Genomic DNA, 22313 nt, shown 5'->3' with positions numbered 1-22313 from the left:
TATGAAATCAATCAATCAATTGAATAATCAAAAAGTATTAGTTTTAGGACTAGCTAAAAGTGGAGTAAGTGCGGCCAAATTGTTACACAATTTGGGTGCACTTGTTACCGTTAATGACGGAAAACCTTTTAATGAAAATCCAGAGGCTCAAGAGCTACTGGAATTGGGTGTGACAGTAATTACTGGTAGTCACCCAATCGAATTATTAGATGAAGGCTTTACCTTGATGGTGAAAAACCCAGGTATTCCGTATACACAGCCAATGGTCGCGCGGGCCCTTGAGTTAAACATCCCGGTGATTACCGAGGTAGAGCTAGCTTATTTAGTATCGGAAGCCCCAATTATCGGTATTACCGGTACAAATGGTAAAACTACTACTACCACCATGATTGCCAATGTCTTAAATCAAGAGCGCAAACTCGGTCAGGCGCGTCTAGCCGGTAATATCGGCTTTCCGGCTAGCAATGTGGCTAGCCAAGCGCAAAAAGAGGATGTTTTAGTAATGGAGCTATCTAGCTTCCAACTAAAAGGAATTGAAAAATTTCATCCACATATCGGGGTAATTACCAATTTATATGAAGCGCATTTGGATTATCATGGTAGTCGTGAAGATTATGTCGCCTCAAAATGGCATTTACAAAAAAATATGGATGCTCATGATTTTCTTGTGTTGAATTGGCAACAAGCAGAGCTAAGAGAATTAGCTCAAACAACCAAAGCAACAGTCATTCCATTTTCTGCTGAAGAAAAAGTAGCAGGTGCCTATTTAGCTGATGGGGCTTTATATTATCAAGATGAATTCATTTTAAACGCTGACGAATTAGGCGTTCCTGGGAAACATAATATCGAAAATGCCTTAGCTGCTATCGCGGTAGGAAAATTACAAAATCAAGAAACTAAAGCGATTGCCACTGCTTTAAAAAACTTTCATGGTGTTGCTCATCGCACCCAGTTTGTTCGTGAAGTATCTGGGGTAAAATATTATAATGATTCAAAAGCTACAAATATTTTAGCTACGCAAAAAGCTTTAGCTGGTTTTGATCGCACTAAGGTCATTTTATTAGCGGGTGGATTAGATCGTGGTAATAGTTTTGATGCTTTAGTCCCAACCTTAACTGGTTTAAAAGCAATTATTCTCTTTGGGGAAACCAAGGGAAAATTACAAGAAGCGGCTAAAAAAGCGGGCATTAGCGATATCACAATGGTTGAAGATGTGGTAGCTGGGGCAAAATTAGCTAATCAAAAAGCAATCAAAGGCGATATTGTCTTGCTTTCACCAGCTAATGCTAGTTGGGATCAATACCCTAATTTTGAAATTAGAGGACAAAAATTCATGGATGCAGTCAATGCATTATAAATATGGAAATAAATCATTGAAAGAGGCTATATATGAAAATTTTAGTTACCGGTGGAGGCACAGGCGGTCATATTTATCCGGCACTTGCCTTTATTAAATACGTTCAATCGATTGATGCTACATGTGAATTTATGTATGTAGGTGGGAAAAGAGGCTTAGAGAATAAAATTATCCCTCAGACTGGTCTACCTTTTAAGACTTTGGAAATTCAAGGGTTTAAAAGAAGCTTGTCATTAGATAATTTTAAAACCATTCAATTATTTTTGAAGAGCTATTTTCAAGCCAAAAAAATTTTAAGAGAATTTCAACCGGATGTAGTGATTGGTACAGGGGGATATGTTTCTGGAGCGGTTGTTTATGCAGCTAGCCGTTTAAAAATTCCAACCATTGTTCATGAGCAAAATAGTGTACCAGGTATTACCAATAAATTTTTATCACGCTTTGTTGATAAAGTGGGGATTGTTTTTTCTGATGCGGGACAGTATTTTCCGCTACATAAGACAGTGCTGGTAGGAAATCCTCGCGCGCAAGAAATGCAAGGAATTGAGCGCTCGGATGTATTGAGCCAATATAGCCTAAAGCCAAGCATTCCGACTGTCTTGATTTTTGGGGGAAGTCAGGGAGCGTTAAAAATCAATCAAGCCGTTATCTCCGCTTTACCTGAATTAGCCAAAAGGGATTATCAAGTGTTATATGCTTCTGGGGAACGCTATTATCGCCAAATTGAAGAAGAAATTGGCATGTCTAAGGATGCTTTTAAAAACATCAGCATTCAACCTTACATTCACAATATGGCAGAGGTAATGGGCAATTGTGATTTGTTAATTGGTCGGGCTGGCGCTACTTCAATTGCGGAATTAACAGCACTAGGCTTGCCGGCAATCTTAATTCCAAGTCCGTATGTCACCAATGATCATCAGACTAAGAATGCAAAAAGCTTAGAAAAAGTTGGTGCTGCGGTAGTCATAGCCGATAATCAGCTAACTGGTTCTAGCTTGGTTGCAGCGATTGATCGGATTATGAATGATGCAGATAAGCAAAAAAATATGGCTAAGGCTTCTAAGTCTCAAGGGATTACAGATGCTTCAGAGCGACTTTATGCAATTGTGCAAGCATTGATTCAGGAATATTCTCATTCAAAGTAGGTGAACACCATTACTAAGAAAACGAAACAGGCAGCTAACAAATCGCAGAAGAATCAACATTTAAATGAATCAAAAAAACTAACTCCCTGGCAAGAGGCCCATCAGCGTTATTTAGAAGAAAAGCGTTTGATGGATGAGTTGATGGCTAAACAGGAAGAAAAAACGTTAGAAGAACAGGCAGATGCTGTAACGCCAGATGAACTAGAGGATGAAACAAATGCTACACTTGAAGGTAGTCTGCTAAATGACAAGGCTAAAGCGGAAAAAGAGAAGACTAGCTTTTCAGATAAGTTACCCAAAATGAAAGATTATCGTCAGAAAAAACTATTTCGACGTTTAGGCTTGATTGTTGGCATTTTGGCTATCCCACTGATTTTTTGTCTATACTATATTTCTCCTTTAGGGCAACTAGCAAAAGTTGAGGTGAGTGGGAATAAGGCCGTGAATGCACAAGCTATCGTGCAGACCGCTCAATTTAAAGTCGGCGAGCCATTATGGGAGCAATATTTTAACCGTGATAAGAATGAAACACGAGTAAAAAAATTATCTCCTTGGATTAAGTCCGTTAGTGTAAGCATTACTGATTTTAATCATTTTAAACTTGAGATTAAGGAGTATCCAGAAGTAGCATATTTGTTAAAGGATAATCGTTATTATACGATTTTAGAAAACGGCAAGGTTATCGATCAATCAACTGATCAACCACAAGCAACTTATCCAATCTTAGAGGGCTTTAAAAAACAAACAACGATTTTAAAAACATTACAGGCCTACGAGCGACTATCACAAGAGATTAAACAAAGCATTTCACAAATTAAGTCCACTCCAAGAAGTGATAACAACGAACTGTTGACTTTAATTATGAATGATGGGAATCAAGTGTTAATTAATCGTGATCAATTGGTTCAAAGAATGCCCTATTATGCGCAGGTAGCTGCTAATTTGACGACACCAGGTGTTGTTGATATGGAAGTAGGAATTTTTAGCTACCCTTATCCAAGCACAAGTGAAAGTAGTAGTGATTCTACTGAGGCAACTACTTCATCTGAGGTTACCGAGTAAATTTTAAAAAAATTTGATAATTTAGCGCTTTTTTTGTATAATTTCTTGCTAGCTACTTTTTAAAAGTGGTACAAATGTGTTAGAATTGGTAACAGTGAAAACTCAAAAAAGTTATTCAGAACAAATTTGTTCTATTGATAGTTAAAAATTAGGAGGGAGCCCCATCCATGGCAAAAACGGGAATTTATGTCGGGCTTGATATTGGTACGACATCAGTAAAAGTCGTTGTCGCAGAATATGTTGATAGCCAAATGAACATTATCGGTGTCGGGAACGCAAAATCAGAAGGAATCAATCGCGGAATTATTGTTGATATTGAAAAAACAGTTCAAGCAATCAAACGAGCAGTTGCTCAGGCTGAGGAAAAGGCCGGTATCCAAATTCGTACGGTAAACGTTGGCATACCAGCTAATCTTTTAGAGGTTGAAAATTGTCAAGGAATGATTGCGGTAAACAATGATTCAAAAGAAATTACTAGTGAGGATGTTCGTAATGTAGCTTCGGCGGCTTTGGTACGTTCAGTTCCACCAGAAAGACAAATCATTGCTGTCTTACCACAAGAATTTACAGTTGATGGCTTTGAAGGCATCAAAGATCCACGTGGCATGATTGGTGTACGTTTAGAAATGTACGGTGTTATGTTTACTGGACCTAAGACCATCATACATAACATTCGCAAATGTGTCGAAAAAGCTGGTTTAGTAATTGGTCAAACAGTAATTACCCCACTAGCTCTAACTGAATCTATTTTATCTGATGGTGAAAAAGATTTTGGTACCATCGTGATGGATATTGGTGGTGGTCAGACAACGACTGCTGTGATGCATGATAAACAATTGAAGTTTACACATGTGAATCAAGAAGGTGGCGAATTTGTCACTCGTGATATTTCAACTGTGTTAAATACTTCATTTAATAATGCAGAGGCTTTGAAAATTAATTATGGCGATGCTTATCCAGCACGTACTTCTGCTAGTGAAGAATTCCCAGTGGATGTCATTGGTAAGGCTGAGCCAGTTAAAATTGATGAACGCTACTTATCAGAAATTATTGAAGCACGTATGGAACAAATCTTTACGAAAGCCAAAGATGTGTTAGATGAAATTGATGCCCTAGATTTACCAGGTGGTGTAGTCTTAACTGGTGGTGCAGCTAGTCTACCTGGTGTGGTTGACTTAGCACAAGAAATTTTAGGTGTACCTGTTAAATTACACGTGCCAAATCATATGGGACTAAGAAATCCAGTCTTTACCAACGTCATTAGTTTAGTTGAATATTCAGCAAACATGAGTGATATTACCCAAGTCGTTGTTTCAGCGATTACTGGCGAAAAAGTTACGACTACCACGGTTTCTCAACCGGTAGCTGCACCAGTTACACCGGAGCCAGTTTATGAACAAACCTATGAAGAACCTGAAACTTCATATTATGAAGAACAAGAACCTAAAGCAGAAGGTAATGTGACCGATAAGATTAAACATTTCTTCTCAAACTTTTTTGACTAATTTGTTAGGAGGCAAATAAATATTATGGAATTCTCTATTGATAACAGCGTAAACACTGGTGCTGTCATTAAGGTTATCGGTGTTGGTGGCGGTGGTGGTAACGCCGTTAATCGCATGATTGAAGAAAACGTTAAAGGCGTTGAATTTATTACTGTTAATACTGACGTACAAGCTTTACAAAATTCTAAAGCAGAAACAGTCATTCAATTAGGACCTAAATTCACTCGTGGATTAGGTGCTGGCTCTCAACCTGAAGTTGGCCAAAAAGCGGCTGAAGAAAGTGAAGAAGCGATTCGTGAATCATTAGAAGGTGCAGATATGGTCTTCATCACTGCCGGTATGGGTGGTGGAACAGGAACAGGGGCTGCGCCAATCGTTGCACGTATCGCTAAAGAAATCGGTGCTTTAACTGTTGGAGTGGTTACACGACCATTCACCTTTGAAGGACCAAAACGCGGTCGTTATGCGGCAGAAGGTATTGCTAAATTAAAAGAAAATGTCGATACACTATTAATTATCTCAAATAACCGCTTATTAGAAATCGTTGATAAGAAAACGCCAATGTTACAAGCCTTCCGTGAAGCAGATAATGTTTTACGTCAAGGGGTACAAGGGATCTCTGATTTAATTACTGCGCCTGGTTATGTGAACCTTGACTTTGCGGATGTGAAAACAGTGATGGCTAATCAAGGTACAGCCTTGATGGGAATCGGTGTTGCTAGTGGTGAAGAACGCGTGATTGAAGCAACCAAACGTGCGATTTCTTCTCCATTATTAGAAACTTCAATTGATGGGGCAGAACAAGTCTTATTAAACATCACTGGTGGTTTAGATATGACCTTGTTTGAAGCTCAGGATGCAGCAGATATTGTTGCACATGCAGCAAGTGGAGATGTGAATATTATCTTAGGTACTTCAATCAATGAAGAATTAGGAGATGAGATTCGCGTAACAGTGATTGCGACTGGTATTGATCCAAGTAAAAAAGAAAATAGTTCCTCACGTAGTCACCGTGTAAGTCAAATTCATACAACACAAGCTAAACCTACGATTGATTTAGATCAAACACGTCCAGTCACTGAAGAAAATTCTTTCGGTGATTGGGATATTCGCAAAGAACAAAATGTACGTCCTAAAGTGGATGAAAGTCAATTTGAAAATGTTGAAAAACGTGAATTTGAGACTTTCAATCGTGAGGAAGTAAATAAAACAGCCGACGATGAATTGAGTACCCCACCATTCTTCCGTCGCAAACGCAATAACTAATAAGTAAAGGAGCTAGTCGCAGATGATTCAAGAAAATTTAGCCAAAGTACAGCAAACCATTCATGAAGCATGTGCGCTAGCGAATCGTTCTAGTGATGAAGTGACTTTGGTAGCTGTAACCAAAACGGTGGATGCTAAAGTAACGGAATCCTTGATTCGTTTAGGTCAATTGAATTGTGCCGAAAATCGAGTGGATAAGTTTTTAGCTAAGAAAGCGCAGCTGCAGGCTTATCCTGAGGTGGTATGGCACTTCATTGGCAATTTGCAACGTCGTAAGGTAAAGGATGTAATTAATGAGATTGATTATTTTCACGCTTTAGATAGTTTGCGTTTAGCAGATGAAATTCAAAAACGGGCGAAAAAAGTCATAAAGTGTTTTGTGGAAGTGAATGTATCCGGTGAGGAGAGTAAACAAGGTATTCACCCTGATGAGGTGGAAAGCTTTATTCGCTCGCTAGCTGAACATACACAAATCCAAGTGGTCGGGTTGATGACCATGGCACCATTTGAATCTACCGAACAAGAGCAACGTGAGATTTTCAAAAAATTGCATCTAATACAAAGAAAAATAGCAAATCTCCACTTAACAAACGCCCCTTGTTTAGATTTAAGTATGGGAATGTCAAATGATTATCCCGTTGCTATTGGCGAGGGGGCAACTTTTGTTCGCGTGGGAACGGCTTTGTTTAGATAATTTTTGAAAGGAGGCATTTGCATGGGAATTTTTGATCGTATTTCCTCATTTTTTGGAATGGGCGATGATGATTATGATTATGAGTATGATGAATATGAAGAAATGGAATTGGCAGATGAACGACCAGTCCAAAAGCCAATTACCAATAAAGTAAATCCTTCAACACACACATCAACTCAAAACGCCTATCAACAGGCACCAAGAAGTACAAATTATAGACGACCTACTGTATCACAAACAACTGCAAATGCAGGGACGTTTAATCAACCAGAAACAAACCAACGTACAAGTGAAGCACAGCCTAGCTATCAGCAACCAAACGTGGTATCGATGCAACAAAGAAGTGCTCGTACACCTAAATCAGGAGCTGTCAAAGCAAATCAAAGCAATAAAATTATTATTATTGAACCACGTGCTTATTCTGAAGCGATGAAGATTGCTAAGCATATTATGAATGGTGAATCGGTTTTAATTAATTTTCATCAAATTGAAGAATATCAAGCGCGACGCATTGTCGACTTCTTGACTGGTACGGTTTATGCTCAAAATGGGGATATTAAACGTGTAGGTAATGAAATTTTCCTTTGCACAGCGCAAGGCGTTGAAATTGACGGTACGGCTCAATCATTAATGGATACTAGCATGTTGGAGATTCAATAAGGAGGCAAGGCCTATCATTATCTATCAATTACTTAGTTTATTTAGTGATGCTGTATATTTATATACTACATTACTTGTTATTTATGCTTTATTATCATGGTTTCCTGGTGCTTATGATTCGGCATTTGGTCGTTTTTTAAGCAAAATCTGTGAACCATATTTAAGTATTTTTGATCGGGTGAAATTACATTTTGGTCCGGTTGACTTTACGATTTTATTTGCGGTAATTGTTTTACAGCTAGCCAGTCAAACAATTATTCGTATTGTATTATTTTTAGTAAATTAAAAGGATAGGAGGGAGCTAGGATGAACGTAAATGTCTATCAGCATTTTCGTGATGACGAGCGCCCTTTTATTGACAATGTTGAGGAATGGTTAGAAAAAGTTGAAATGCAGTATGCGCCGTTTTTGACCGATTTTTTAGATCCACGCCAAGCTTACATTTTAGAAACCTTGGTACGTCAAAACTCGGACTTAGCTTTTCGTTTTTATGGTGGGTATGAACGAGCAGAACGTGTTCGATGCTTGATTTATCCGGATTATTTTGAACCGACGCAAGATGATTTTGAAATAGCATTGTTTGAAATCAATTATCCTAAAAAATTTGCAACATTAAGTCATGGCAAGATTTTGGGAACTTTGCTGTCAACCGGCTTAAAACGAGCTTCATTTGGAGATATTATCTCTGATGGGCAGCGTTGGCAGGTATTACTAGCCAAAGAGACAAGTAATTATGTTCAGCTTCAGGTAGAAAAAATTGGTAAGATTGCTGTTCGTTTAGAAACCAAACAATACACGGATTTGCTGATACCAAAGGATGATTGGACGATGGAACAGACAACGGTTAGTTCACTTAGAATCGACACCGTTATCTCTAGTGTGTTTAATATTTCGCGTCAGCGTTCTAAGCAGCTAATTGAAGCGGGAAAGGTTAAGTTGAATTGGGTAGAAATGAATCGTTCTGATTTTACGCTTGATTTACTTGATATTGTATCAATAAGAGGTTTTGGTCGTTTACAGATTCGATCACTTGAAGGGACGACTAAGAAAGAAAAAATTCGTTTATTATTGGGTGTATTACGTAAATAAAATAAAGAGGTGGCAATTATGACATTAACTCCATTAGATATTTCAAATAAAGATTTTCCAGTAAAAATGCGTGGTTATGACAAGGATGATGTGTTAGATTTTCTAGCCTTAGTTGCGCGTGATTACGAGCTTGCTGTTCAAAAAAATCGTGAGTTAGAAAAAGCCTTAAAGCATGCCGAAGAAAAATTAGCATATTTTAACGAATTGAAAGATGCCTTGAATCAGTCCATCATTGTTGCACAGGATACAGCTGACAAGGTAAAATCAAGCGCCAATAAAGAATCTGAAGTGTTATTAACTTCTGCTCAAAATAAAGCAACAGAATTGGTCGCAAGTGCTGAACAACGTGCCTTTCAAATTACCAATGCAGCTGAAGAAAAAGCCAAAGAAATTTTGTCTGCTGCGACCGAAAATGCACGTCAGTTAGCTTTAGAAACTAACGACTTGAAGAAGAAGACACGCGTGTTTTACAATAGCTTATTGTTAAAATTAGAAACACAGTTACAAGAAGTCAAAAGTCCAGAATGGGATGAAATCCTAGCGCCGTTTTCCAGCTACGTACCAGATAGTTCAACGGTCATTCGTGAAGTTTTGGCGGAAACACTTGACAATGAAAATGAAAATGAAGTAAACTCTGAGATAGAAGTTTCAACACAAGAAACCGATTCTCAAACAATCGACGAATAATTATATAAAAGTTGTGGAACAGAAAAACAGATAATATTTTTTAAGCGAGCCGAAGTTGGTGGAAGTTCGGTAAACCCTGTTATCTCGTTAGATCATCCATTGAGTTTGCTATCCTGAAGCTTTAAGTAGGGATAGACGGTTCATCGCGTTATTGATGATAAAGGAAGAATCATCTTCAAATTTTGGGTGGTACCACGATTTCGCTCGTCCCTATCTTTAGGGGCGAGCTTTTTTGTTTGTCTGAAATAACGAGGAAGTATTGATTAATATTTAAAGGAGTGTCAAAGAATGAAGTTAAAAGAAACTTTACATCTTGGAAAAACTGGCTTTCCAATGCGTGGTAATTTACCAACACGTGAAGCGCAGTGGCAACAAGAATGGGACGAAAAAGATTTATACAATCAACGTCAAAAACTAAATGAAGGTAAACCAAGTTTTATTTTACATGATGGTCCTCCATATGCTAACGGAAACATTCATTTAGGTCATTCATTAAATAAAATTAGTAAAGATATTATTGTCCGTTCAAAATCAATGTCAGGTTTTCGTGCGCCATATGTTCCTGGATGGGATACACACGGTTTACCAATCGAACAAGTATTAGCGAAACAAGGCATCAAGCGTAAAGAAATGGATATGGTTGCTTATCGTCAATTATGTCATGATTATGCTTTATCACAAGTGGATAAACAACGCGCTGATTTTAAACGATTAGGGGTTTCTGGTGATTGGAATCATCCTTATATCACGCTAACCCCCGATTATGAAGCAGCACAAATCCGTGTATTCGGAAAAATGGCTGAAAAAGGCTATATCTACAAAGGTCTAAAACCAATTTATTGGTCACCATCTAGTGAATCTTCACTAGCTGAAGCTGAAATTGAATATCATGATGTGAAATCACCTTCAATTTTTGTTGCCTTTAAAGTAGTAGATGGTAAGGATTTATTAGATACAGATACTTCATTTATTATCTGGACAACGACTCCTTGGACCTTGCCTGCGAACCTAGGAATTTCAGCCAATCCTGATTTTGACTATGTGCAAATTAAAGCAGATGGCCGCAAATTTGTAGTAGCTAAAGAACTGCTTGAAACAGTAAGCCAAGAAATTGGTTGGCAAGAAGTTGAAGTATTACAAGAATTCAAAGGTCAAGCCTTAGATTTAATGACCGCCCAACATCCATTCTATGAACGTACTTCATTATTGATGTTAGGTGATCATGTGACTTTAGATGCTGGTACTGGGTTAGTCCACACTGCTCCTGGACATGGGGAAGAAGACTACATTGTCAGCAAGAAATATGGTTTAGATGTTTTATCACCATTAGATAGTCGTGGTTGCTATACGCAAGAAGCACCAGGCTTTGAAGGTATGTTTTATGATAAAGCCAATCCAATTATTACTAAGATGCTAGAAGAAAATGGTTCATTATTAAAACTAGATTTCTTCACCCATAGCTATCCACATGACTGGCGTACGAAAAAACCAGTTATTTACCGTGCAACTCCACAATGGTTTGCTTCAATTGATAAATTCCGTCAAGATATTCTTGATGAAGTTGAAAAAGTTGATTGGATTATTCCGTGGGGTAAAACTCGTTTGTACAACATGATTCGTGATCGTGGGGATTGGGTGATTTCTCGTCAACGTGCTTGGGGTGTCCCACTACCTGTCTTTTATGCTGAAAATGGTGAAGCAATCTTGACCCCAGAAACCATCGAACACGTTGCTCAATTGTTTGCTGAACATGGCTCAAGCGTATGGTTTGAACGTGAAGCAAAAGATTTATTACCTGAAGGCTTCACTCATCCAGGCTCACCAAATGGGCTCTTTACAAAAGAAACAGATATCATGGACGTTTGGTTTGACTCTGGTTCTTCTCATGAAGGAGTTTTACGTCAACGTGAGGAATTAAGCTTCCCGGCGGATATGTACCTAGAAGGCTCTGACCAATATCGTGGTTGGTTTAACTCAAGTATTACTACAAGTGTTGCCATTAATGGTGTTGCTCCATATAAAGCAGTGCTATCACAAGGCTTTACTTTAGATGGTGAAGGACGCAAAATGAGTAAATCATTAGGCAATACAATTGTTCCTGAAACAGTAATTAAACAAATGGGTGCAGATATTTTACGTCTATGGGTAAGTAGTGTTGATTACGAAGCCGATGTTCGCGTATCAATGGAAATTCTAGCACAAGTTTCTGAAGTTTATCGTAAAATCCGTAACACTATGCGTTTCTTATTGGCGAATACCTCAGATTTTGATCCAAAAGAAAATCGCGTTGCCTATGAAGATTTGCGTTCTGTAGACAAATACATGATGGTTCGTTTAAATCAAACGATTAAACAAATCCGTGATGAAGGCTATGACAAATATAACTTCTTAAATATCTATCGTACAGTGGTAAACTTCTTAACGGTTGACCTTTCTGCTTTCTATTTAGATTTTGCAAAAGATGTGGTTTATATTGAAGCTGCTGACAATTATGAACGTCGTAGCATGCAAACGGTCTTTTATGATATTGCAGTTGCTTTAACTAAATTATTAACGCCAATTATCCCACATACTGCTGAAGAAATTTGGAGCTATCTAAAAGAAGAAGAGGAATTTGTGCAATTAGCTGAATTCCCTGCATATCAAGAATATGCAAATCAAGATGAGCTATTAGATATGTGGCAATCTTTCATGGACTTTAGAGATAAGGTCTTAAAAGCTTTAGAAAATGCTCGAAACGAAAAATTAATTGGTAAATCAATGGAAGCGAAAGTAACCATTTATCCAAGTGAACAAGTTCGTGTATTATTAGAAAGCTTAAATGCAAACTTACCACAAATCTTAATTGTCTCACCTGATTTCTTTACTATTGCTAAAGAAAACCATCAAAGTGCACCAGCTAATGCTACGCAATTTGAAGATGTCGCTATTTTAGTGGAACGTGCAGAAGGTGAAGTTTGTGATCGTTGCCGTCAAATGAAAGCTGAATTAAGCAATCATCCAGCAATGCCACATGTCTGCCATCACTGTGCAGAAGTGGTTACAGCAGAATTTCCAGAAGCTGTAGAACAAGGATTTGAAGCATAAAATATTTGAAGAGAGAATCGGGTTGGTTCTCTCTTTTTTTATCAATAAGCACTAATTGATAACGATTCTCAGTATTTTTTCACAAAAAATGATGGAATTTTCTAAAAATTTGTGTAAACTTTAAATTATTATAAGAAAAAAACTCATCAAAAATTAATAATTATCGTATAATAAGAGTTATCCAGATAATTATTTTGTTGGTTAATCATTTAGTGATAAAAAGGAAGGTGTGTCAAGTGAGCCATTCAATGAAGAAAAATCAAAAATTAATGTATGATGCAGCTTTTGAAAAAGATGCTTGTGGGATGGGCTTTATTGCTCAAAAAGATGGTCAAGCTTCACATATGTTGGTTGATTACGCATTAACCATGTTAGAGCGAATGAATCATCGTGGGGGAACTGGGGCTGAGCCTGATACAGGTGACGGTGCTGGAATATTAATGGCGATGCCAGATAGCTTCTTTCAAAAGAAGGCAAGTGAGATTGACTTACACTTGCCACCAAAAGGCGAATATGCAGTAGCCATGCTGTTTTTACCGAAAGAAAAAGCGCCTAAATTAGCATTGCAAAAAGCGATTGTCAATGATATTGAGCAGGCTGGTTATCATGTTTTATGGGAGCGTGATGTTCCTTATGCCTTTTCCAACTGCGGCCCAGGTGCGCAGAAGGTAATGCCTAGCTTTGTGCAAATTTTTATTGAAAAACCATTGGATACACCAACTGGTCGAAAATTAGAAGATCAATTATTTACTTTAAGACGAAAACTAGAAAAAACCTATCAAGCGAAAGATTTAACGATTTGTAGTCTTTCATCAAAAACGATTGTCTATAAAGGCATGCTGCATGCTTATCAAGTTCGTCTGTTTTATCTTGATTTACAAGATGAAGCAATGGAAACAAGTATTGCTTTAACTCATTCACGTTTTTCAACAAATACTTTTCCAAGCTGGAATCGTGCGCAACCGTTTCGTTTCTTAGCACATAATGGGGAAATCAATACCTTACGTGGGGCGGAAAATTGGATGCATTCTCATCAAATTGAGGTCTATGATGAGGAAAATTCTGATTCAGCTAAGCTAGAAAATTGTATGGAATATTTATATCGTCATGGGCGAGATATTCCACAAGCTTTAATGATGATGGTTCCAGAAGCTTGGTCCAAAGCAGCAAATTTAAGTCCAAGCCAAACCGCCTTCAACGAATATAATGCGAGCTTTATGGCACCATGGGATGGGCCTGCTGCTCTATGTTTTACAGATGGTGAAATGGTTGGGGCAGCACTTGATCGTAATGGGTTACGTCCATCTAGATATTCGATTACCAAAGATGGCTTGGTTGTTGTCGCTTCTGAATCAGGTGTTGTTGACTTAGAGCCAGAACGTGTGATTGAAAAAGGGGTTTTAGGCCCAGCTAATTTCTTTGTAGTTGACACCAAGACTGGTAAAATTATGCATTCAGCAGAGGTTAAACAGCATTATGCGAATCAACATCCGTATGAAAAATGGGTGAAAAAACAATTATTAACTTTTGATCAATTACCAGATGTTGAACAAGAAATTGTTACCTATTCTGATCAAGAAATGAATCGTTTGTGGAAATTAAATGGATATACAGAAGAAATGATTCGTACGGTGATTATTCCAATGGCGAAAAATGGCGAAGAACCAGTTATTTCAATGGGATTTGATTCACCATTAGCTGTTTTAAGTGAAAAACCACAATCATTATTTACTTATTTTAAACAGCAATTTGCCCAAGTTACAAATCCACCGATTGATGCAATTCGTGAAAAAATGGTCATTGGTACGGAATTATTTTTAGGTCGTGATTATGATGTCAAAAATGATATTCCGGAAAATTGTAGTAAATTAAAAGTTCATTCACCAGTCCTTACAACGAAAGAGTTTTTAAAATTAAAGCATTTAAATCGCAAATATCATCGTGCAGTGACGCAATCTACCTTGTATGATTATAATCCTGAAAATCGAGAAAACTTAGCTAAGGCGATGGAAAAATTATGTCGTGATAGTGAACTGGCTATTGATCAAGGAGCGACAATTTTGATTTTATCTGACCGTGACTATCAAGAAGGTAAGGTAGCAATGCCAATATTATTAGCGGTCTCAGGCTTACATAATTATCTTGTTCGTCAAGGGAAGGCGGCATTGGCTTCTATCGTGGTGGATAGTGCTGAAGTGTGTGAAGTCCATCATTTTGCGATGTTAGTTGGTTTTGGTGCAGGTGCGATTCATCCATATGGGGCTTATCGTACGCTTCGTCATGTTGAGTTAGGCAATCAAATTGAAAAGTATCGTACAGCTTGTGAAAAAGGCATTGTAAAGGTTATGTCACGGATGGGGATCTCAACGGTGGCAGGCTATCACGGTGCACAATTATTTGAAGCAGTGGGCCTAAGTGAAAAAGTGGTGAACGAATTCTTTACAGGAACAGTTACGCGAATTGGCGGACTTAGCTTAGCACAAATTGAAGAAGAGTACCTACAACGTTATGAAGCTGCCTATGGAGAAAAAGCAAATGATTATTTACCATCTGGTGGTAGCTTCCAATATAAAGCAGACGGTGAACATCACTTATATAATCCAAAGACTATCTATAATTTCCAACGTGCTGTTCGCTCTGGTGACTATCAGTTGTATAAAGAATATGCCCGTCAGATGAATGAAGAAATGCTTGCGACACCGACGACACTTCGTTCACAATGGGAGTTTAAAAAGACTCGACCAAGTATCTCGATTGATGAGGTAGAGCCGGCCGAACGCATTGTCAAACGGTTTAAGGTTGGAGCGATGTCTTATGGTTCGTTGAGTGAAGAAGCGCATAAATGTATTGCAGAAGCGATGAACCGTATCGGTGGTAAATCCAATAGTGGTGAGGGTGGCGAAAATCGCAATCGTTTTAAACCACAGGCGGATGGACGCAATTTTAATAGCCGAATTAAACAGGTTGCTTCCGGTCGTTTTGGTGTGAATGCTGAGTATTTGATGAGTGCAGATGAATTGCAAATCAAAATGGCGCAAGGTGCAAAACCAGGTGAAGGTGGACAGTTACCTGCTAAAAAGGTCTTTCCATGGGTAGCAGAAATTCGAGGTTCTACGCCAGGAGTAATGTTAATTTCTCCTCCACCACATCACGACATTTATTCAATTGAAGACTTAGCACAATTGATTTATGATTTAAAGACCATTAATCCTTATGCCCGTATCAACGTGAAGCTTGTTTCAAGTACGGGGGTTGGTACAATCGCTACCGGTGTTGTAAAAGCTGGTGCAGATGTAGTGGTGATTTCTGGTTATGATGGTGGAACAGGTGCTTCACCTAGAAACTCTGTACGCGATGCTGGACTGCCTTGGGAAATGGGCTTAGCAGAAGCACACCAAACATTAGCATTAAATAATTTACGTCAACGGATGATTTTAGAAACAGATGGTAAGCTAATGACCGGTCGAGATATTGCAATTGCCACTTTATTAGGTGCGGAAGAATATAGCTTTGCATCTTTAGCTTTAGTTGCAGTGGGTTGTGTGATGATGCGTGTATGTAGCTTGAATACTTGCCCAGTTGGTGTAGCTACGCAAAATCCGGCTTTACGTAAATTCTTTGCTGGAAAACCTGAACATGTTGTCAATATGATGATGTTCTTAGCTGAAGATTTACGTGAAGTAATGGCTGAGTTAGGCTTTAAGACAATTGATGAGATGGTAGGTCACGGTGAAGTATTAGAAGCAAAATTTGTGGCTAAAGGAAAAGCCAAATCATTAGATTATTCACGAATTATTGGTCATGAAATCGGTATTGAACGCAAAACCATTGATCCGTTCTATGAAAAACGTCAATGGAAAGAGCTGGATCAATTTGCCAAAGCCGCAATTGAAGGCAATCAATCAGTAAGTATTAATCAACCGATTAATAATGTACAGCGTTCAGTTGGTGCTAGAATGGCTGGTTGGATTGCAGAGCGTTTTGGTAATTATTCAGTAACACCTGGTTTAATCAACTATACGTACACCGGTATTGCTGGCCAAAGCTTTGGTGCCTTTTTAACTCAAGGAATGGAACTAAAACTAATCGGAGAAGCCAATGACTACGTAGCTAAGGGCTTAAGTGGTGGCCGCTTAGTGATTGTACCACCTACTGATGCAAGTTATGATGTAGAGCAATCACCAATTGTAGGGAATGTTGCTTGCTTTGGTGCAAATAAAGGAGAGGCTTTCTTTAGAGGATTAGCTGGTGAACGTTTCTGTGTTAGAAATAGTGGAGCGCACGTTGTCGTTGAAGGAGTCGGTGATCACGGCTGTGAATATATGACTGGAGGCGTGGCTGTTGTTTTAGGAAAAACAGGTCGTAACTTTGGTGCAGGGATGTCTGGTGGTGTGGCTTATGTCTATGATGTTGATCAGACCTTTGCTAATCGTTGCAATATGGAAATGGTTGATTTATTTAAGATTGATGAAACCGAAGATGATGAAATCTTGAAAGAATTAATTGAAAAACATTTAGCCTATACCGATTCAATCAAAGCCGCTGAAATATTAAATGATTGGGAAAATCAAAAACAACATTTTGTGAAGGTTTATCCTCGTGAATACCATAAGATGGTTGATGCGACTAAGCATTTTGCTTCTAAAGGTTATACTGGCGATGAATTGATGAATCAAGCATTTGAATCAGTAGTCGGTGTTCAATTAAGCATCCCTACAGGAAAGGAGTAGTGATAAAATGGCAGATCCATTTGGTTTTTTAAAGTATGCAAGAAAAGAAAATCCATATCGTCCAGTCGGTGAAAGAATTACCGACTGGCATGAATTACAAGTGCCATTGTCAACGCAAGAAAGACAAGAGCAAGCCTCACGCTGTATGAACTGTGGGATTCCATTTTGTCATACTGGTACCTTTTATGGAGGCAAACGGGCAGTTTCAGGTTGTCCAAATGATAATTTAATCCCTGAATGGAACGATTTGGTGTATCAAGGTAGATTTAAAGCTGCATTTGAACGTTTAGCGAGAACCAATCCTTTACCAGAGATGACTGGTCGTGTTTGTCCAGCTCCTTGTGAAAAATCATGTACAGAGGCTTTAAATGGTTCAGGAGTTACCATTCACGATAATGAACGCTTCATCATTGATACAGCCTTTGAAAACGGTTGGGTCAAGGAATCTGGTTTACCAGCTGAACGTACTGATTTTAAAGTAGCGATTGTCGGTAGTGGACCAGCAGGACTATCAGCTGCTTGGCGTTTAAATCAATTAGGACATCAAGTCACTGTCTTTGAACGTAGTGATCGTTTTGGCGGTTTATTGATGTATGGCATTCCGAACATGAAATTAGACAAGGAAATCGTGCAACGTCGCATTGATTTAATGGCTGAATTGGGCATTGAATTTGTGGCTAATACGGAAGTAGGACGTGATATTTCAGCTGAAGAATTACAAGCTAAATATGATCGAGTGATTATTGCAGCAGGTGCCAGTGTGCCACGTGACTTAAAAGTTCCAGGTCGTGAATTAAACGGTGTGAAATTTGCGGTAGATTATCTAACCGAAGCAACAAAGGATGTCTTAAAGCATGGCAAACAAGCGACTAGTCGTAAGCTTGAAGGCAAGCATGTTGTTGTTATTGGTGGTGGAGATACTGGAAATGACTGTATCGGTTCAGCCATTCGTCAAGGGGCAGCTTCAGTAAAACAATTAGAAATCACCCCACAATTACCACAAAGTCGTACTGCCAATAATCCATGGCCAGAATATCCGATGATTAATCGGATTGGCTATGGTCAAGAAGAAGCTTTAACGGTTTTTGAAAATGAGCAATTGACTTATTATAGTACCTCAACAACTGCTTTTATCGGTGCAGAAAGAGGTCAGTTAATTGGCTTAGAAACAGTACAAGTTGATCAAAACTTCCAACCTATCGCAGGAACGGAGCAGGTCATCAAGGCTGATTTAGTTTTACTAGCAATGGGCTTTTTAGGTCCAGAAAAATCATTACTTGATCGTTTTGGGGTAAGTGAAATTTATGATGACTATACTACCAATAATGAACGAGTTTTAGTAGCCGGTGATGCTAAACGTGGTCCAAGTTTGGTTATCTGGGGGATTCGTGAAGGTAGACTAGCTGCTGAAAAGGTTGATGAATCCTTACGCGCGCTAACATATCAAGTATAATTCATTTGTTTAGAAAGCTATCGGTCTTTTGAGACGGATAGCTCTTCTTTTCTTAAGGAGGGAAACTAATGCAGTATTATGATCAACATTTACATACTTTTTTATCATTTGATTCAGAAGAAACATTTGAAGCCTATTTAGATAAAGATTTACCTATTTTTGTCGCTACCGACCATTTTGATTTGCAAAATCCGTGTAGCCAATTCAAAGATGATATTCCAAACTATGACCGGCTTTGTCAAATACATCAAGACCTTACAAACAAATATCCTACTAAACTGTTAAAGGGAATCGAATTAGGGGTAGTTCCCGGGCAGCAAGCGCAAATTGAAGCCTATTTACAAACACATCCTTACGACCTACATTTATTAAGTATTCATCAAAATGGTCGCTTTGACTATATGGATGATATTGTGTTAACAATGGATAAGTTGAAGATTGCCCAAATGTATTTTGATCAGATGGAATTAGTGTTACAAACCTTTAAATATGGTCATATCTTAACTCATTTTGAATATGGCTTACGCCGTTTGTCTTTTAGTGCAGAAGAATTGGCTAATCATTTTGAAACGCAACTAACGCGAATTTTAAAATTAGTTATTCAAAGACAAATGGGCTTAGAATTAAATGCTAAGAGTTTTGGCAAATATCAAAATGCGCCTCTTTATGATTATATTATCCCACTGTATCAGTCGCTAGGTGGAAAGTTATTCACCTTAGGCTCTGATGCACATGTTGCTGATGATTATCAATTGTTATTTCCAGAAATGGCACAGTTATTAGCCAAGCATCAGGTGAAGCAATTGGCATTGTTTGAAAATACAGAGATTCAGCTTGTTTCGCTTATATAAAAATCGCTTCACTCATTTTTGCGATGAGTGAAGCGATTTGTCTTTTTTTAAGCGTGGCTAACTAGTGCTGCTTGATAGCCAATTTCTGAAGCACTGAATGGTTGTTTAGTAATTTGACTCATTAAAATTTCAATTAACTTTTTAGCAATATCGACTGTTTGATGTTGGAAAATAGTGATATCATGAAGATAACTTAATAAATTTTCATTAGAAGTGTAGCTACAAATTTGTAATTGCTTGGGAATTTGAATGGCTAATTTTTTACAAACCTTAATCAGTTGAACAGCTGTTGCTTCATCTGAACAAAAAACACCATCTAATGTATTTGATAAAAGAATTTTTTCTATTTGTTTCGCGCTTTGTGTGCTCTGCATATTGATATGAAAAATCAGTGGCTCGATATTATGCTGAGCTAAGGCTTCTCGAAAACCAATAGCACGTTGTTCAACTGGCTCTTTATGTAGCTTGAGCCCATCAAACATGGCAAGGTTGCTACGCTGATTCATAATCAGATGTTTTGCTGCTTGGAAGCCACTTTCATAATTATTCGTATGTACATAGGGAATATGCTGCATTTTACGATCAAATGCAGTAACGGCAAAGTCCAAATTATGATAGCGTTTGACAGCTAAGGCATGACTAGCAGTAATCAGGCCAGCTGCATTATTATTTAGCATTTGATTAATGAAATCTTGTTCCTTTTCTTTGTTGTTTTGGCTAATACAAAGAGTGGTTAAGTAGCCTAAAGTATGTAATTGTTTTTCCAGTTCGATGACTAAATCAGCATAAAGACTATCATTTAGATTAGGTAAGATAATGCCAACTAGATTGGTATTTTTTCCATGTAGTCCACGTGCAAAAGCGTTTGGTTGATAATTCAATTCCTTCATCGCTTTTTGTACTAATTGAATGGTTTCTTTACTAACTGCCGGATAATGATTGATTACTCTGGAAACCGTTGTTGGTGAAACGCCTGCAAGCTTGGCTACATCAGTAAGCTTTGTTTTCATAAGATACTCCTTTTTTATTGTGAGTTGATCAGCTAATTGATGTATCGACTATTTGAACGTTATTTAAATCTAACTTGAAAAATTACTCAAGTTTTTTAATATTTATATATATTGTAAAAAAGATAAAGTATAGAGATTCATTCAGAATAAAATATAGTGATTTATCTAGATGAATATTCAAGTAGTTTTAAAAGCTTGAGTAATTTTTACTTAATAGTATTGATACATTTAAGCTAGATAATTTTAGCTAGATATATGAATTGAATTGTAATATTTATAATTTTTATCAGCTAATTCTTGATGTTTTGATACAAATTTCTCACCAATATTAATCTCGGCTTAATACTGACCATAGGCATTTTTAGTTATGAATGATTAGTTAGGACAAAGATTTCTAGCTGATATGATAGCTAATTTTCGAAGAACTTTTTATAATCAATAGACGAGAAAGATATGTAAATGTTGATGTTAATGTCTCATGAAAGCGTTCTTTTTTTGCTGGTGGATATAAATTTAGCTAATTACTTTGAAAAGAAAAAAGGAATCATTTTTTTAAAGACATTTTTTATTGATTATGTTACTATCCATGTAAGGAGGTGATTTGAATGGAGAAAATAAAAGAATCAATTACAATGAAAGATGTGGCTCAGTTAGCAGGTGTGAGTGTTGGAACAGTTTCTCGCGTGATAAATAATGAAAGTGGTATCAAACAATCTACTCTAAAAAAAGTGAAGGCTGCGATTAAAGAATTGAATTATATTCCAAATGCTTATGCTCGAGGTATGAAAAAAAATCAAACCTCAACAATTGGTTTGATAGTTCCCACGATTTGGCATCCATTTTTTAGTGAATTCGCACAATACATCGAACAATTGTTAGCAAGCAAAGGATATAAAACACTCTTATGTAATATAGGTCAGTATAATTCAGAAGTAGAAATTATCCAAATGTTAGAACAAAATAAAGTAGATGGTATTATTGCCATTACCTATAGTCCTATTGAATCCCACTTATCTACAGATATTCCATTTGTAAGTATTGACCGTACTTATACGGACAAGCATATTGCTTGTGTTTCTGCTGATAATGCTTTAGGTGCTACGATTGCAGCAGAAAAGCTAATTGAAAAAGGTGGCACTCATTTTGCTTTTGTGGGAAGTCATAACAAAACCATTAATGAAACGAAAAAACGCCGACAATATTTTGAAAAAACCATTTTAAATGCGGGCCTACCATTTGTTGCTTTTGATTTAGAAGAACCATTTACTGATTTTAAAGGAAAGCTACATGAATTTTTAGTAGAAAATCCATTCATTGATGCAATATTTGCAATTAATGATTTTACTGCATTAGATGTGATAGAGGAATTGAAGCTAATTGGTAAAAGCGTACCAGAAGATGTTCAAGTGATAGGGTTTGATGGGATTAAAATGGCTGTTGAAAGAAACACACCAGTTACCACCATTCGTCAGCCATTGGAATCAATGGCTCAAAAAGCTGTCGAATTAATTATACAGAAAATTGGAGGAGAGTCACCTAAAAAGTTACAGTATATCTTGCCAGTAACCTACATAGAAGGTCCAACAACAAAAAATTAAAAAAATCTATTGACAGGAAGCGTTACCAATGTTAGTATCAACTTGTCAGAAATGATTTTTTTATTTAGCAAAATTTGAAACGTTTCAAAAAAAGTTAGAGAGGTTACGCGCGACTCTCT

General features: G+C 37.5%; 16 protein-coding genes. 15 read left to right on the top strand and 1 reads right to left on the bottom strand.

Going from position 1 to position 22313, the window contains the following annotated elements; all coding sequences use genetic code 11:
• Position 1 precedes the first annotated feature (1 nt).
• The 14 genes from murD (at position 2) to RK02_RS05620 (ending at position 19586) form a co-directional block, all read left to right on the top strand.
• Positions 2–1357, top strand: a complete 1356-nt coding sequence (gene murD / locus RK02_RS05680) for a UDP-N-acetylmuramoyl-L-alanine--D-glutamate ligase (protein ID WP_016183293.1) — start codon at positions 2–4, stop codon at positions 1355–1357.
• Positions 1358–1389: 32 nt separating this feature from the next.
• On the top strand, positions 1390–2502 hold the full coding sequence (murG, locus tag RK02_RS05675; protein ID WP_016183292.1) for an undecaprenyldiphospho-muramoylpentapeptide beta-N-acetylglucosaminyltransferase: 1113 nt from the start codon (positions 1390–1392) through the stop codon (positions 2500–2502).
• Positions 2503–3564 carry a cell division protein FtsQ/DivIB gene (locus tag RK02_RS05670; RefSeq protein ID WP_016183291.1) on the top strand — a complete coding sequence of 354 codons (1062 nt, stop codon included), beginning with the start codon at positions 2503–2505 and terminating at the stop codon, positions 3562–3564.
• A 167-nt stretch (positions 3565–3731) separates the two neighbouring features.
• Positions 3732–5069, top strand: coding sequence for a cell division protein FtsA (gene ftsA, locus RK02_RS05665; protein ID WP_016183290.1), 1338 nt, complete (start codon positions 3732–3734; stop codon positions 5067–5069).
• Between the two features lie 24 nt (positions 5070–5093).
• Positions 5094–6335, top strand: a complete 1242-nt coding sequence (gene ftsZ / locus RK02_RS05660) for a cell division protein FtsZ (protein ID WP_016183289.1) — start codon at positions 5094–5096, stop codon at positions 6333–6335.
• A 22-nt stretch (positions 6336–6357) separates the two neighbouring features.
• Positions 6358–7029 carry a YggS family pyridoxal phosphate-dependent enzyme gene (locus tag RK02_RS05655; RefSeq protein ID WP_016183288.1) on the top strand — a complete coding sequence of 224 codons (672 nt, stop codon included), beginning with the start codon at positions 6358–6360 and terminating at the stop codon, positions 7027–7029.
• 21 nt (positions 7030–7050) lie between these two features.
• On the top strand, positions 7051–7689 hold the full coding sequence (locus RK02_RS05650) for a cell division protein SepF (RefSeq protein ID WP_016183287.1): 639 nt from the start codon (positions 7051–7053) through the stop codon (positions 7687–7689).
• Positions 7690–7708: 19 nt separating this feature from the next.
• On the top strand, positions 7709–7975 hold the full coding sequence (locus RK02_RS12120) for a YggT family protein (RefSeq protein WP_071856402.1): 267 nt from the start codon (positions 7709–7711) through the stop codon (positions 7973–7975).
• 20 nt (positions 7976–7995) lie between these two features.
• On the top strand, positions 7996–8778 hold the full coding sequence (locus RK02_RS05645; RefSeq protein ID WP_016183286.1) for a YlmH family RNA-binding protein: 783 nt from the start codon (positions 7996–7998) through the stop codon (positions 8776–8778).
• Positions 8779–8796: 18 nt separating this feature from the next.
• Positions 8797–9465 (top strand): DivIVA domain-containing protein, encoded by a 669-nt coding sequence (locus RK02_RS05640; RefSeq protein WP_016183285.1) that lies wholly within the window; start codon positions 8797–8799, stop codon positions 9463–9465.
• 288 nt (positions 9466–9753) lie between these two features.
• A complete protein-coding gene (gene ileS / locus RK02_RS05635; RefSeq protein ID WP_016183284.1) occupies positions 9754–12552 on the top strand; it encodes an isoleucine--tRNA ligase in 2799 nt (932 codons plus the stop codon).
• A gap of 248 nt (positions 12553–12800) precedes the next feature.
• Positions 12801–17282 (top strand): glutamate synthase large subunit, encoded by a 4482-nt coding sequence (gene gltB / locus RK02_RS05630; RefSeq protein WP_016183283.1) that lies wholly within the window; start codon positions 12801–12803, stop codon positions 17280–17282.
• A 7-nt stretch (positions 17283–17289) separates the two neighbouring features.
• The gene (locus RK02_RS05625; RefSeq protein WP_016183282.1) at positions 17290–18735 is read left to right on the top strand and encodes a glutamate synthase subunit beta; all 1446 of its coding nucleotides are present in this window, start codon (positions 17290–17292) and stop codon (positions 18733–18735) included.
• A gap of 68 nt (positions 18736–18803) precedes the next feature.
• Positions 18804–19586 carry a PHP domain-containing protein gene (locus RK02_RS05620; protein WP_016183281.1) on the top strand — a complete coding sequence of 261 codons (783 nt, stop codon included), beginning with the start codon at positions 18804–18806 and terminating at the stop codon, positions 19584–19586.
• Positions 19587–19633: 47 nt separating this feature from the next.
• On the opposite strand, the gene RK02_RS05615 is transcribed toward RK02_RS05620, so the two are convergent.
• Positions 19634–20596: a LacI family DNA-binding transcriptional regulator gene (locus RK02_RS05615; protein ID WP_016183280.1), complete on the bottom strand. Its 963-nt coding sequence runs from the start codon at positions 20594–20596 to the stop codon at positions 19634–19636.
• A 605-nt stretch (positions 20597–21201) separates the two neighbouring features.
• Here RK02_RS05615 and RK02_RS05610 point away from each other — a divergent pair.
• Positions 21202–22194 carry a LacI family DNA-binding transcriptional regulator gene (locus RK02_RS05610; protein WP_016183279.1) on the top strand — a complete coding sequence of 331 codons (993 nt, stop codon included), beginning with the start codon at positions 21202–21204 and terminating at the stop codon, positions 22192–22194.
• Positions 22195–22313 lie beyond the last annotated feature (119 nt).

The sequence above is a fragment of the Enterococcus columbae DSM 7374 = ATCC 51263 genome (genome assembly GCF_000406925.1).
Lineage (GTDB): Bacteria > Bacillota > Bacilli > Lactobacillales > Enterococcaceae > Enterococcus_E > Enterococcus_E columbae.
The sequence above is the reverse complement of the archived record's forward strand: the minus strand, read 5'-3'. Positions and strand labels throughout refer to the sequence as shown.